Raw genomic sequence first — 13274 nt, forward strand, 5'->3', positions numbered from 1 at the left:
GCGCGCCGCGAAACGTAGGACGCCGGATCACGGGCAGCAATCGGTCGAGCCGCGATACCTGCGTTGACGAGCCGCAAGATCCGCTCGGGACTGGTGGCGGAACAAGCAGGCCCCGAGCCATGGCGGATCGGGCACGGTTCGGGCTGCAGACGGCACGGCGCGCTTTGCCCTCCCGCCTCCGGGTGATACGCGGGACGCGACCTCCAGGGGCCGCGATTCGGACGCCCCGCAGCGAAGGACCGCCCATGCCCAGCCCCGAACCCAAGCTCATCGCCGGAAACGCGAACCGACAACTCGCCCAGGCCATCGGCAGGCGCATGTCGATGCACCGCGGCATGCAGATCGGTCTGGTGGATGCGCGGGTGGAGCGGTTCAACGATCAGGAGATCTTCGTCGAGGTCTACGAGAACGTGCGCGGCGAGGACATGTTCATCGTCCAGTCGACGTCGAACCCGGCCAACGATAACCTGATGGAGCTTCTGATCATCGCAGATGCGCTGCGCCGTTCGTCGGCCGCGCGCATCACCGCCGTCATTCCCTATTTCGGCTATGCCCGACAGGATCGCCGCACCAAGGCGCGAACGCCGATTTCCTCTAAGCTGGTCGCCAACATGATGGTCAGCGCCGGCATCGAGCGGGTTCTTACGATGGATCTGCACGCCGCGCAGATCCAGGGGTTCTTCGACATTCCCGTCGACAACCTCTACGCCTCGCCGGTCTTCGCACTCGACATCCTGCACAACTTCAAGGGCGCGATGGACGAGGTGGCCATCGTCTCGCCGGACGTGGGCGGCGTGGCCCGCGCGCGCGAACTGGCGCAGCGGATCAGCGCCCCCCTGTCGATCGTGGACAAGCGCCGCGAAAAGGCCGGCGAGGTCAGCGAGATGACCGTGATCGGCGAGGTCACCGGCAAGAAGGTGATCATCGTCGACGACATCTGCGACACGGCGGGGACGCTGTGCAAGGCGGCAGAGGTGCTGATGGATGCGGGCGCGACCGAGGTGCATGCCTACATCACCCACGGCGTCCTGTCGGGGCCGGCCTGCGACAGGATCACGAAGTCGAAACTCAAGAGCCTCGTGATCACCGACTCGATCCAGCCGACCGCCGAGGTCAAAGCCTGCGAGAACATCCGCATTGTGCCGATCGCGCCGATGCTTACCCAGGCGATCCTGAACATCTGGAACGGCACCTCGGTCTCGTCGCTCTTCGATACCGCTACGCTGGAGCCGATCTACGAGCCGCTCTATCCCGGCCTCGCCTTCGAGTGAGCGCACCGTTCGAGATCTTTCTCGCCTGCCCGCCGGGCCTCGAGCCCGTCCTCGCCTCCGAGACGCGCGATGCCGGGTTCGACGACGTGACCGAGGTGCCGGGCGGCGTGACGCTTTCGGGCGGCTGGCCGGAGGTGCGGCGCGCCAACCTAGTCTTGCGCGGCGCGGGCCGCGTTCTCGCGCGGATCGGCGCCTTCCGTGCATTCCATCTGGCTCAACTCGACAAGCGGGCGCGGAAGTTCCCGTGGGGCGATGTGCTGCGTCCGGACGTGCCGGTCGCCGTCGAGGTGGCGACCAATCGCAAGTCAAAGATCTATCACGCCGGTGCCGCGCAGCAGCGCATCGAGACCGCGATCGCCGAGGAGTTGGGCGCACCGATCGGCTCGGGTGGCGTCAGCGTTCGCGTCCGGATCGACGACAATCTCGTAGTGCTCAGCATCGACACGTCCGGCGAGCCGCTGCACAAGCGCGGGTTCAAGGAAGCCGTCGGCAAGGCCCCGATGCGGGAGACGATGGCGGCTCAGTTCCTGATGCAATGCGAATTTTCGGGAGACGAACCCGTTCTTGACCCGATGTGCGGCTCCGGGACCTTCGTTCTGGAGGCGGCGTGCATGGCCGCGGGGCTGCTGCCGGGCCGGGCGCGGTCCTTTGCCTTTGAGCGGCTGGCGACGCATGACGCCGGGGCTTGGGCGCGGGAGCGTGAGGCTCCGCCCGCCACCCTGCCCCCGCTCGTCTTCCACGGCTCCGACCGCAATGCCGGCGCCTTCGCGGCGGCACAGGCGAATGCGGAGCGGGCCGGCGTGGCCCCGATGGTGCGGTTCCAGAAACGGGCCATAAGCGAAATCGTCCCGCCCGATGGCGCACCGGGTCTGGTGATCTGCAACCCGCCTTACGGCACCCGGATCGGGGATCGTCAGAAGCTTTATCCCCTCTACAAGGCGCTCGGCGACGCGCTGCGCGACAGGTTCACAGGGTGGCGCGTCGGGATTGTGGCGACCGAGGCGAATCTCATCGGCGCAACCGGTCTGCCCTTCGCCCAGCCCGGCCCGCCGATCCCGCATGGGGGGCTGAAGGTGCGGCTTTGGCAGACTGGGCCGTTGCCCCGAGGCTGACCGCCGCCACGCCTCCAGACGCGCGTGATCACGCCGCTTCGCATGACCAGAATCCGCGGTACCCGATGGTGAGCCCCCGCTCCATCTGGAAAACCAGCTCGGCGTCGGAGCGCCAGTTCGCCTCCTCGCCGAGTTCGCGGACGGCCACCACCGCGCCGTCGGTCGCATAGGTGGCCCCGTCGCCCTCGAGGGGCACGATCACGCCGTTGATCTTCATGACCCCCGCGGCGCCATCGGCCGATGTCCACAGGATCGGATCCGCTTCCGGCGAACGGTTGAACCGGCACCCCCCGACATCGAGCACCCCCGAAGCATCCGCAGCCGAGACAGGCGAGGGATCGAGAGAGGCGATCTGCGCGCGCGCAATCGCGTCGTCGATGGTGCCGACCTCGGCCGGGGGATTCTCGTAGATGTCGCGAACGACGTTCCCGTCGGCGATGTCGGCGATGAGGTATCGCATCTCCGCGATCTCGCGCCGCTGGGCCGCGATGATGTCATCGGCAAGCTTTCGCACCCGTGCATCCTCGATCTGCGCACGTTCGGACGTCATGACCGCGATCGAGTGGTGCGGGATCATCGCCCGCATGTAATTCGGGCCGCCGACGGTGACCTGGCTGCGCACCAGCCAGAGCATCAGTGCGAAGACGACGACGGAGCCCGCGAAGATCGCGATGTTGATCTTCTTGTTGGAATACATCCCGAGCATGTACGACAGCATGATCACCGCCATGGTCGCGCCCATCATGATCGCCATGTAGGTCCGCGTCTCTGAAAAGAAGAGATGCTCCCAAGCGTAGGTGTTGAGATACATCAGGATGAACATCACCACCGTCGAGGTGAGGATCATCAGCCCGAACCGGACATAGGACATCGGTGCGCTCCCGCTTTTTACGAAACATCATCAGGACAACGGGCTTCTGGTGCTGGAAGGTTCCGTCAGGCAGCGCGGATGCTCGTTGTCACCCTGCCTACTGCACGATCCGCCATGTGGCAGCGCCGCACCCTTCTCCGGCTCGCTTGGCCATAACGAAACCGGGCGTCACAGAAGCACAGCGGCACCATCCTCTGCGCGCGGTTGCCGAAAATGCAGCTCGTAAAGGTGGATGGCATGAGCCCTGATCCTGTCGTTGCGCAGTCGAAGGGCTTGCCGTGTCGCATTATGCGAGAGTGCGACCTGCTACTTCAAAGGCGCCGTTGAACGCCGACACCCATCTCTTCTGCGCCAATATCGCAAAGCTTGGCCGCCATGCTCTCGGGCGCAGCCGGACATGGCGGCGACACCTCTACCACGCTGGGCGCGCGCCGTCTGCCGCGAACCAGACGCGAGAGCATCTGGGATGCAATGTTCAAACACGCGCCCACGATCAATGCCGGCCAATCTGCTCTCAAAGGAAGCCATGCTGATGACACTGATTGGTTCCAGCTACGCGGTCGATGCGTCGGCGCGGTTTCAGACCGCGAAAACATTCCCCACTGCAGGTAACGCATCGCAGGTCCCGCTGGCGGCCAACCTCAACGTGCGATCTCCGCGAGATCCTCGAGGATGGGGCAATCCGGGCGGTCGTCCCCGTGACAGCGTTCCACCAAAGCGGAAAGCGCCCCCCGCATCTGTTCGAGCTCCGCAATCTTGCGCTCAATCCGCGCCAGCGTGTCGCGCGCCAGAGCCTTCACCTCGCCACTCGCCCGCGTCCGGTCCTCGTAAAGCGACAGCAGCATGCGGCAATCCTCGATCGAAAACCCGAGCGACCGCGCACGCGCCACAAATTTCAGCTTCTGAAGATCCATGTCGCCAAAGGCCCGATAGCCGTTCGCCCCACGTGCCGGGGCCACGAGGCCGATATCCTCGTAGTAACGGATCGTCTTCGCCGGGAGGCCCGTCTCGCGGGCCACGTCGCCGATGTTCATTCCTCGTCCTCCGATCGCGTGCAGAATGGGACCTTCGTCACCCATCGCATCAACTTGTCATTTCTTGCCTTGACCTTCTAGTGGCTGGAACACCCATATCCCCGATCAGTCCGCCACGTCCGAGGGAGAAACAGCCATGTCGGCTCATGACGCCACGCCACCCGTCGAAGGCAAGGAGGCCGTCACGCGCGACCCCGTCTGTGCGATGCTCGTGAACCTGGGTGCGGACAAACCCACGGCGGCGCATGACGGGCACGTCTATCACTTCTGCTCCGAAAGCTGCCGAAGGAAGTTCGAGGCCGATCCCGAAGGGTACCGGACCGCGACGGATCCCGTCTGCGGCATGGATGTAGCACGCGCGGCCGCCGATCACGTCGCCAGCCATGCCGGCGAGCGGTTCTACTTCTGCTCCGCCAGATGCCTGTCGAAGTTCGAGGCCGAACCCGAACGATATCTCGCCGACCGTCCCGCGCCGGACCCCATGCCCGCAGGCACGGAATATACCTGCCCGATGCACCCCGAGATCGTGCAGGACCATCCCGGTGACTGCCCAAAATGCGGCATGGCGCTGGAGCCGATGACACCGTCGCTGGATCACGAGCCGAATCCCGAATTCATCGACTTCAAGCGCCGTTTGTGGATCACGGCGCCGCTGGCGCTCGCCATCTTCATCCTCGAGATGGGGGTTCATATCGGCCTGCCCTTCGCGGACTGGACCGGCCACCGGGCATTCGGCTGGATCCAATTCGCGCTCGCCACGCCCGTGATCTGGATCTGCCGACCGTTCTTCAAGCGCGGCTGGGCGTCGGTCGTCAATCGAAGCCCAAATATGTGGACCCTGATCGCGCTGGGCACCGGCGCGGCCTACCTGTTCTCGATCGTCGCGCTTCTGGCACCGGACATCTTCCCGCCGGCGATGCGGTCGGGGATGGAATCCTATCCGGTCTACTTCGAGGCGGCGGCGGTGATCCTCGTGCTGGTTCTCCTCGGGCAGGTGATGGAGCTTGCCGCCCGGGAACGCACCGGCGATGCGATCCGCGCATTAATGGACCTGGCCCCGAAGACCGCGCGCCGGGTGACGGAGGCCGGCGACGAGGACGTGCCGCTCGCCGATCTGCAGACGGGCGACATCCTGCGGGTCCGCCCCGGCGAGAGCATCCCGGTCGACGGCACCGTGACCGAGGGACGTTCCGCCGTGAACGAGAGCATGATCACCGGCGAACCCGTTCCCGTCGAGAAGACCGAGGGCGACGTCGTGACCGGCGGCACGATGAACAAGTCCGGCAGCTTCCTGATGCGGGCCGAGGCCGTTGGCGCCGACACCACCCTCAGCCGGATCGTTGGAATGGTGGCCAAGGCGCAGCGGTCGCGCGCCCCGATCCAAGCCGTGGCCGACCGGGTGGCCGGATATTTCGTGCCCGCCGTCGTGGCCGTGGCCGTGATCGCCTTTCTTGCATGGTCGCTCATCGGGCCGCCCCCTGCCCTCTCCTATGCCTTCGTGACCGCGGTCAGCGTGCTGATCATCGCGTGCCCCTGCGCGCTCGGCCTCGCGACGCCGATGTCGGTCATGGTCGCTACGGGGCGCGGTGCGAATGCGGGCGTGCTGATCCGCGATGCCGAAGCGCTCGAACGGTTTGCCAAGGTGGACGTGCTGATCGTCGACAAGACCGGCACGCTAACCGAAGGAAAGCCGACGTTGACGGATGTCGAGGCGGTCGACCTGCCCGAAGCGGAGTTCCTGACGCTCGTCGCGGCGCTGGAGCGCGGGTCGGAGCATCCGCTCGCCGAGGCGATTGTCTCTGGGGCCGAAGAACGCGGCGCGGATCGCAGCGACAGCACGGAGTTCGAGGCCGTGACGGGCAAGGGAGTCCGCGGCCGCGTGGGCGACCGGCACGTGGCTTTGGGCAACGCGGCCCTGATGGCGGACCTGGCGGTCGAGACCGGCCCGCTCGCCGCCCGCGCGACAGAACTTCAGACCAAGGGGAAGACGGCGATGTTCGTCGCCGTGGACGGCCGGATCGCCGGGCTCGTCGCGGTGGCTGACCGGGTGAAGGAGACGACGCCCGCCGCGATCCGGGCCCTGCACGAAGCCGGGCTGCGCATCATCATGGCGACGGGCGATGCCGGCCCCACCGCCGAAGCCGTCGCGCGGCAACTCGACATCGACGAAGTCCATTCGGAGGTCAGCCCGGAGGACAAGCACGCGCTCGTTGAACGGCTGCATGCGGAGGGGCTCTCGGTCGCGATGGCGGGTGACGGGGTCAACGACGCGCCGGCGCTGGCCAAGGCCGATGTCGGCATCGCCATGGGCACGGGCGCGGACGTCGCGGTGGAAAGCGCGGGCATCACGCTGGTGAAAGGCGATCTCGGCGGCATCGTCCGCGCCCGTCGTCTGGCGCAGGCGACGATGCGGAACATCCGCCAGAACCTGTTCTTCGCCTTCGTCTACAATGCCGCGGGTGTGCCGCTGGCCGCAGGGCTGCTTTACCCGTTCTTCGGCCTGCTCCTGTCGCCGATCGTGGCGGCCGCGGCGATGAGCCTCTCCTCCGTGTCGGTTATCGGGAACGCGCTGACGCTGCGCGGGGCACGATTGTGAAGCGCATCGTGATTCCTTCGCTCGCCGTCCTCGCCGCCATCGCCGCCGCTGCGGGCCTTTGGTCCGCGCGCGGAGGCGGAGAGGTCGCCGCACCTCCCGCCGCGCGGATCGCCTTGGGAGAGGAGCTCTATGCCGAGAATTGCGCGGCCTGCCATGGTGCGAACCTCGAAGGGCAGCCGAACTGGCGCGTCGCCGACCCTTCCGGCCGCCTGCCCGCCCCGCCCCACGATGCGACCGGACATACCTGGCACCATCCCGACGACGTTCTGTTCCGCATCGTCCATGACGGCAGCGCGGCTGTCATCGGCGACGGCTACGAAAGCGACATGCCCGGCTTCGGCGACATCATGAGCGACGACGAGATCCGTGCGGTGCTCGATTTCATCAAGTCGACTTGGCCCCAGCGCGCACAAACCTATCAGGCGGAAATCAGCCGTTCGCAGTGAACTCATCCTCGGCCCCCGAAGGCACGGCAGCGTCCGGAGCCGCCAATTTCGGGGGAGAATGGAGTTTCAGCCGGCATCCCCGGCGCCTGCGATTTACGACAAATGCGCGACAGGCGGGCCTCGTACGGAGCCGCCTCGACCGCAGAGAATGCGGGACGGGACACCGCAGCCCCGCGAAGCGCGAGGACGTCCGTGCACGGCCGCGCCGTCAGGGGACGGCGCGGCGGGCTCTAGGTCAGTTCGGCGTGAGCTTGTGGATCATGCCCTCATCTATTGCGGCATAGAGACTGCCGTCAGGTCCCAGAACGAGCGAGCGGAAGCGGCCCGCTTCCATCGGCAGGGTCATCTCGGTGACGTCGATGACCGCCGTGCCGTCCTCGTCCAGCTCGATCACGTCGATGCGCTGTCCGATCGGCGTGCCGCCGAACCCGATGCCGAGAAGCCCGACCACGAGACTGCCGTCCCAGTCGCCCCATTGCTCGCCGGTCAGGAACTCCGCGGCGTCCGTGCCCTGCGACCAGCCGTTGTTGTTCCAGATCGGCGGCATCGCGTCGGGATAGGTTTCGAAGTCGGTCATCGGCATGAAGGCCGCGCGCTCGAATCGGTTCATGCCTTCCATCTGGTTGGGCATGTACCCGCAGTAATCATCGGGACAATCGCCGCGCCCGGCCATGTTGGACCGCGGATCCCAGCCGCCATTGCCGCCGTTGACGAGAACCGTGATCTCGTCGGAGTGCCAAGGACCGTGCTCGGCGATGATCGGCGTGTTGGTTTCCGGGTGGAAGGCGATGCCCTGCACGTTGCGATGCCCGTAGGTATAGGTTCGCTTGTCGAAACCTTCGGGCGGGTTGTTTTCGGGTGCGGCATTGCCGTCGGTGTCGATGCGCAGCACTTTGCTGCCCATTATCGTCGGGCTTTGCGGGATCTCCGGATTGTGGTTATCGCCCGTCGTCAGGTAGAGATACCCGTCGCCCGGATTGAACCGGACACGACCGCCGTTATGCGCGCCCGGGCCGCCGAACGGGTGGTCGGTTCCCTCGACCTTGTATGGAACATCGTCGACGATATCGGTCCGATCCGCCACGTCGGTGAAATCCTCGTTCACAGTGAACCGCATCAGCCGGTTCGTTGGCGGGTCGGACATTTCCGAGGTCGCGTAGACGTAAATCCTGCGGTTCTCGTCGAAGTCGGGATCGATCGCGACGCCCATCATGCCGGCCTGCCCCTCGCAGAACAGATCTTCCGCGGTCGAGGCGTAGGGCTGACGCACGCCCTCTCCCGCGGTGACGTCCATTCCCAGCAGGGCGTTGACGTCGCCCGACGGCATCCGAACCGACAGGCCTTGGCACTTCTCGGTGAAGAACATCGTTCCGTCTTCGAGGAACGCCATGTCCCACGGGTTCTCCAGATCTTCCAGCACCACGCTGTGTTGAAGGCTGCTGGTATTCATTCCGGTCTGCGCGGAGGCCGGCGAAACAAGCGCCGCGGAAGCGGCGACGAGTGCGATGAGCGACAACTCGGATCGGCCGAGTGTTCTGTAGGACATGCTGTTCCTCCCTTGGAATAACTGGGCCCGGCCGCTCTCCTCCGAACGGCGCAGGTGAACATCAGCCTAACGGGATTTCCGACTATCTCAATAGTCGTAAACGGAGCGCCCCCGACGGAGGTGGCAGCTCCCGCACCGAACCCGAGGGCACGCTGAAAGCGCCCGCCCGTGCGCACCGTGTTCGCAATCCGGCGCCGAAGTCGCTCCGACCCAGCGGATGGCCTGCCTCCTCGCCGGGATCAAGAGCCCGTCACCCCGATATCCGTCGGCGCCACGGCCACCGTCTTGACGACGCCGTAGGCCCGTTGCCCCACACCGATCTCGAGCTGTGCGGCGGAGCGGCGGGTGATCCGCACGAGAAGGCGGCCGGCGGGCGTCGCAAGCGCCACGAGCACCCCGGGCCCCTGTCCCTGCCGCACGTCCTCGACGACCCCAGGCAGGATGTTCAGCGCGGAGAGCCCCTCGGGCTGAAGCCGCGACAGGATCACATCGTGCGCCGCGATACGCACCCTCAGCTTGCGGCCCACGGGCTGTTCCACACGCGGCAGAAACAGCCGCACGCCGCCGGCATCGAGTTCGGTCAGCCCGTCGGCATGATGGGCCACCACGGTCGCGGTCAGGACAGAGCCCGCCTCTCGCGCGCCCGCGGGCAAAATGGCGGGATCGCTCAGCACCTCGGCCGCCGATCCGCGCCGGATGATCCGGCCCGCCTCCATCGCCACGACCGTCGTCGCGAGCCGGGCGACCTCGGACGCCGAATGGCTGACATAGAGGATGGGCACGGCGACCTCGTCCCTCAGACGCTCGAAATAGGGAAGGATCTCCGACTTCCGGGCTTCGTCGAGGGCCGCGAGCGGTTCGTCCGCAAGGATCAGGCGCGGCGCCGACAGGAGCGCGCGGCCGATGGCGACCCGCTGCTTCTCCCCGCCCGAAAGGCCGCCCGAGCGGCGGTCGAGGAGATGGCCGATGCCAAGAAGCTCCACAACCTTCCCCGCATCCTCGCGCGGGGTCCGCCTCGACGCGAACCATGCCCCGTAATGCAGGTTTTGCCGGACGGTCAGGTGGGGAAAGAGCCGGCCTTCCTGGAAGATATAGCCGAGCCGCCGGCGATGCGGGGGCAGCCGGATGCCCCGGTCGGTATTCAGAAGCACGCGGTCTTCGGACACGATGCGTCCCGCATCCGGACGCAGGAGGCCCGCCACGGCATTCACGATGGTCGTCTTGCCCGAACCGGAGCGTCCAAAAAGCGCCGTCAGCCCGGGCGGTGCCTCGAAGCGGGCGTCGAGCGTGAAATCCGGATAGGCGTGGCGGATCGAGACCTCAAGCATCGCGGCCTCCGACCCGCGCGGCAACCCGGCGCCCGATCATCTCCGACAGCAGAAGCGCAACCATCGCCACCGCGACAGAGACGAGGACGAGCTTCATCGCCGAACTCTCGCCACCCGGCACCTGCAGAAAGGCGTAGATCGCCGAGGGGATCGTGCGCGTCTGGCCGGGGATGTTCGACACGAAGGTTATGGTCGCGCCGAACTCGCCCATTGCCTTTGCGAAGGCGAGAATCGCCCCCGCGACGATGCCCGGCAAGGACATCGGCAGCGTGACCGTCAAAAAGACCCAGGTCGGCGCGGCCCCCAGCGTCGCCCCGGCCTGCTCAAGCTTCGCATCGACCGCTTCGAACGAAAGACGGATGGCGCGTACCATAAGCGGGAACGCCATGATGCCAGCCGCGAGCGCCGCGCCGGTCCAGCGGAAGGCGAAGACGATGCCGAATTCGGCGAGCAGCCCTCCCACCGGCCCTTGCGTCCCCATGACCAGCAAAAGCAGATAACCCGTCACCACCGGCGGCAGGATCAGCGGCAGAAGCACGATGCCATTCAGAAGCTGCTTTCCCGGAAACGACCATCGCGCCAGCGCATAGGCCACGAAGATCCCCAGAGGCAGGCTGACCAGCGTCGCCCACACCGAGACTTGGAGCGAGAGCGCGACCGCGCGCCACTCCTCGGGGCCGAGCCAATTCATCACGTCCCCCCTAATGCGGCACGACCACAAATCCATGCCGTTCGAACGCCGCACGCGCCTCCGGTCCACGCAGATAGTCGAGGAACTCCGTCTCGGCGGGCACATCCCGGTTGGCAAGGTTGGCGGCCGGATAGACGATTGGCGAGTGGCTGTCCGGCGGGAAGGTGCCCACGACACTCACGGCATCCTCGGCGACAGCATCGGTGGCGTAGACGATACCGAAGGGCGCCTCTCCGGTGGCCACGAAGGCCAGCGCCGCGCGCACGTTGTCGGATTGCGCAACCTGCGCCGCGACGTTCGGCCAGAGCCCGAGATTTTCGAGCGCCGCCTTGCCGTAGATCCCGGCGGGAACCGCTTCAACAAGCGCCATGGCCAGCCGCCCTTCGCCAAGAAGCCCGGCGAGCTCCAGGTCGGGCGAGATGTCGACCTCTTCCGCGTCGCGCCCGGGAGCGACAAGTACGAGCGAATTGTTCAGCAGATCGAAGCGCGTGCCCGGCTTGAGCAGGCCATCCTGCTCCAGCTCATCCATCCAGCCGGGATTGGCCGAGATGAAGATGTCCGCAGGCGCACCCTGCTGGATCTGCCGGGCAAGCACCGAGGAGCCGGCCAGCGCGACCACGACATCGTGTCCCGACGATGCCTCAAACCGTTCTTCGATCTCCGCCATGGCATTCGCCATGCTCGCCGCGGCGAACACGGTGATCTCGTCCGCGGCGGCCGGCGCCGCGACCGCTCCGACAAGGATCGCGACTCTGGACAGTCGGTTCGCCCGACAAATCAACGTCGCTTCGGTCACGTGGCGTCCTCCCGGATGCGCGATATGTTTCGTCGGGACGATCGCCAGAGTGGTGCCGGTCGTGCAAGCGCTATTTGCGTTCGGGAATATCGTTCAGCATGGCCCGGAGCCACGTGACGTGCGGCTCGCCCGCGCGGCGCGCCTCCGCCTCGAGCGTCCGAAACTCGGTCATCACGACTTCTCCCGCCTCGGTAACCTGCGTTCCGCCGCCCTTTGCCCCGCCTCGTATTCTGCGCACGAGCGGCTCCTGGAACATGGCATTCATCGTCTCGACAAACTGCCATGCGCGCTTGTAGCTCATGCCCATCAAGCGGCCTGCGGCGGCTCAAGCAGTTCCGCCTTGCCTAACCCGATCATCTCGTGCGGGCCGAACACGATACGAATGCGGAATTGCGGCTCAATATCGATCTCGGTCATGTGTGCACATTGCGCCCTCGGTCATGTGTGCACATTGCGCCGGTGTTGCGGTGCCGGGCAAGCCAGCAATCGCTGCGCCCGGGTAGGAGAGCCACATCGCATAGAGGCGAAAGTCGGCGGGCGCATGCGCAGCAACGCCACCAAAGGGAAGCCGAACGGTTTTGGCACTCCGTTGCAGGCGGACCAGATTCTGGTTCTGCAGTTTGACGGAGCAGGCACGCTCACTGAGTTCAGCCTTTCAGCTGCATCTCCGTCCCGCGCCCTTGTAGCGTTTGTGCTGAAATAGGGGTGAGCCTTTTACTTCAACAGCATCAACGGGAGCGGGACTGCAGGAACCGCAAAAGGCCAGCCGCACGCCGCACGGATATGCGCGGCATTCCGTTGTGCCGTCGATAAAGCGGCAGAACCACCCAGACTACACGACACAGCCGTTTTTGGGGTGGCCGAGACCGGCAAGAGAGATTCTTCTGGTGGACTCGACCTCGCCAAAGGAACGGTCCCTTGAATATCCGTGCTCTCGCCGATCTCCAGAAAACGCTAACTCCGCATGTGCCGTTGGGCAAGTCACGGCTCGAGACGCTCTGCATGATCCTGCTTGGCATGATCAGCGCCCGAACGGTGAACCTGACGCATATCGCGAGCGAGCGGCCAAGTCGCGCCATGGTTGCATCGACCTATCGCCGTCTGCAACGCTTCTTCCAACACGTGTGCCTGCCCGAGGATTGGAGCGTGGGCATCGTGATCTCGCTGCTCGGCAATCCTCGCCCTTGGCATCTGTGTCTTGACCGCACCAACTGGAAGATCGGCAAGACCGACGTTAACGTCCTCGTGTTGGCCGTCATCACGGCCAGGTTCCGTGTCCCGTTGATGTGGACCATGCTCCCGCATTCCGGCAACAGCACGACCGCTCAGCGCATCGCGCTGATGAAGCGGTATCTCGCGTATTTCGACGCCTCAACCGTTCGGATGCTGCTGGCGGATCGCGAGTTCATCGGTCAGGAATGGTTCACTTTTCTCGTCGAGCAGGAGATCCCCTTCGCGATCCGCATGAAGGAGGGCCAGATAGTCCGTACCAACGGCCGCGAGCTGAACCTGCGCTCCCTGCTGTCACGGTGCAGGGGTGTGCGGGGCTTCACGGCCGTCCTGCCTGGCAGAGCGAATCACCC

General features: G+C 65.8%; 12 protein-coding genes. 5 read left to right on the top strand and 7 right to left on the bottom strand.

All coding sequences use genetic code 11. The annotated features are described in order from the left end of the window. Positions 1 to 245: 245 nt before the first annotated feature. Positions 246 to 1271, top strand: coding sequence for a ribose-phosphate pyrophosphokinase (locus JSE7799_RS09845; protein ID WP_055663459.1), 1026 nt, complete (start codon positions 246 to 248; stop codon positions 1269 to 1271). Continuing rightward, positions 1268 to 2383: a THUMP domain-containing class I SAM-dependent RNA methyltransferase gene (locus tag JSE7799_RS09850; RefSeq protein ID WP_055663460.1), complete on the top strand. Its 1116-nt coding sequence runs from the start codon at positions 1268 to 1270 to the stop codon at positions 2381 to 2383. The genes JSE7799_RS09845 and JSE7799_RS09850 overlap by 4 nt, the downstream gene beginning before the upstream one ends. Positions 2384 to 2411: 28 nt before the next feature. Here the strand turns inward: JSE7799_RS09850 and JSE7799_RS09855 are convergent, their stop codons facing one another. Both JSE7799_RS09855 and cueR read right to left on the bottom strand, forming a co-directional pair. Beyond that, entirely contained in the window at positions 2412 to 3254 is an 843-nt protein-coding gene (locus JSE7799_RS09855) for a DUF6692 family protein (RefSeq protein ID WP_055663461.1), read from the bottom strand. Positions 3255 to 3895: 641 nt separating this feature from the next. Beyond that, positions 3896 to 4288 carry a Cu(I)-responsive transcriptional regulator gene (gene cueR / locus JSE7799_RS09860; protein ID WP_055663462.1) on the bottom strand — a complete coding sequence of 131 codons (393 nt, stop codon included), beginning with the start codon at positions 4286 to 4288 and terminating at the stop codon, positions 3896 to 3898. Between the two features lie 136 nt (positions 4289 to 4424). Here cueR and JSE7799_RS09865 point away from each other — a divergent pair, with 136 nt between their 5' ends. Together JSE7799_RS09865 and JSE7799_RS09870 are read left to right on the top strand one after the other, a co-directional pair. Then, complete coding sequence (locus JSE7799_RS09865) at positions 4425 to 6884, top strand: heavy metal translocating P-type ATPase (protein ID WP_055663463.1); 2460 nt, start codon at positions 4425 to 4427, stop codon at positions 6882 to 6884. Between the two features lie 11 nt (positions 6885 to 6895). Then, positions 6896 to 7330: a c-type cytochrome gene (locus JSE7799_RS09870; RefSeq protein WP_370736651.1), complete on the top strand. Its 435-nt coding sequence runs from the start codon at positions 6896 to 6898 to the stop codon at positions 7328 to 7330. Positions 7331 to 7565: 235 nt separating this feature from the next. Here JSE7799_RS09870 and JSE7799_RS09875 read toward each other — a convergent pair whose 3' ends face one another. The 5 genes from JSE7799_RS09875 to JSE7799_RS09895 form a co-directional block, all read right to left on the bottom strand. After that, on the bottom strand, positions 7566 to 8876 hold the full coding sequence (locus JSE7799_RS09875; RefSeq protein WP_055663464.1) for a PQQ-dependent sugar dehydrogenase: 1311 nt from the start codon (positions 8874 to 8876) through the stop codon (positions 7566 to 7568). Between the two features lie 239 nt (positions 8877 to 9115). Next, positions 9116 to 10204: a molybdenum ABC transporter ATP-binding protein gene (modC, locus tag JSE7799_RS09880; protein ID WP_055663472.1), complete on the bottom strand. Its 1089-nt coding sequence runs from the start codon at positions 10202 to 10204 to the stop codon at positions 9116 to 9118. Further along, complete coding sequence (modB, locus tag JSE7799_RS09885; protein ID WP_055663465.1) at positions 10197 to 10895, bottom strand: molybdate ABC transporter permease subunit; 699 nt, start codon at positions 10893 to 10895, stop codon at positions 10197 to 10199. The genes modC and modB overlap by 8 nt, the downstream gene beginning before the upstream one ends. Before the next feature lie 10 nt (positions 10896 to 10905). Continuing rightward, on the bottom strand, positions 10906 to 11691 hold the full coding sequence (gene modA / locus JSE7799_RS09890) for a molybdate ABC transporter substrate-binding protein (RefSeq protein WP_370736650.1): 786 nt from the start codon (positions 11689 to 11691) through the stop codon (positions 10906 to 10908). Positions 11692 to 11761: 70 nt separating this feature from the next. Beyond that, positions 11762 to 11992 (bottom strand): winged helix-turn-helix domain-containing protein, encoded by a 231-nt coding sequence (locus JSE7799_RS09895; protein WP_306455411.1) that lies wholly within the window; start codon positions 11990 to 11992, stop codon positions 11762 to 11764. 617 nt (positions 11993 to 12609) lie between these two features. On the opposite strand from JSE7799_RS09895, the gene JSE7799_RS09900 reads away from it, so the two are divergent. Continuing rightward, on the top strand, positions 12610 to 13274 hold a 665-nt coding region (locus tag JSE7799_RS09900; RefSeq protein ID WP_503089883.1), incomplete at its 3' end, for a transposase family protein.

The sequence above is a fragment of the Jannaschia seosinensis genome (assembly GCF_001408515.1).
Lineage (GTDB): Bacteria > Pseudomonadota > Alphaproteobacteria > Rhodobacterales > Rhodobacteraceae > Jannaschia > Jannaschia seosinensis.

What these genes read in the sequence shown, in the direction of transcription:
- JSE7799_RS09845 (WP_055663459.1), top strand. Translation starts at nt 246, where the DNA reads ATGCCCAGCCCCGAACCCAAGCTCATCGCCGGAAACGCGAACCGACAA.
- JSE7799_RS09855 (WP_055663461.1), bottom strand. Translation starts at nt 3,254, where the DNA reads ATGTCCTATGTCCGGTTCGGGCTGATGATCCTCACCTCGACGGTGGTG.
- cueR (WP_055663462.1), bottom strand. Translation starts at nt 4,288, where the DNA reads ATGAACATCGGCGACGTGGCCCGCGAGACGGGCCTCCCGGCGAAGACG.
- JSE7799_RS09865 (WP_055663463.1), top strand. Translation starts at nt 4,425, where the DNA reads ATGTCGGCTCATGACGCCACGCCACCCGTCGAAGGCAAGGAGGCCGTC.
- JSE7799_RS09875 (WP_055663464.1), bottom strand. Translation starts at nt 8,876, where the DNA reads ATGTCCTACAGAACACTCGGCCGATCCGAGTTGTCGCTCATCGCACTC.
- modC (WP_055663472.1), bottom strand. Translation starts at nt 10,204, where the DNA reads ATGCTTGAGGTCTCGATCCGCCACGCCTATCCGGATTTCACGCTCGAC.
- modB (WP_055663465.1), bottom strand. Translation starts at nt 10,895, where the DNA reads ATGAATTGGCTCGGCCCCGAGGAGTGGCGCGCGGTCGCGCTCTCGCTC.
- JSE7799_RS09895 (WP_306455411.1), bottom strand. Translation starts at nt 11,992, where the DNA reads ATGAGCTACAAGCGCGCATGGCAGTTTGTCGAGACGATGAATGCCATG.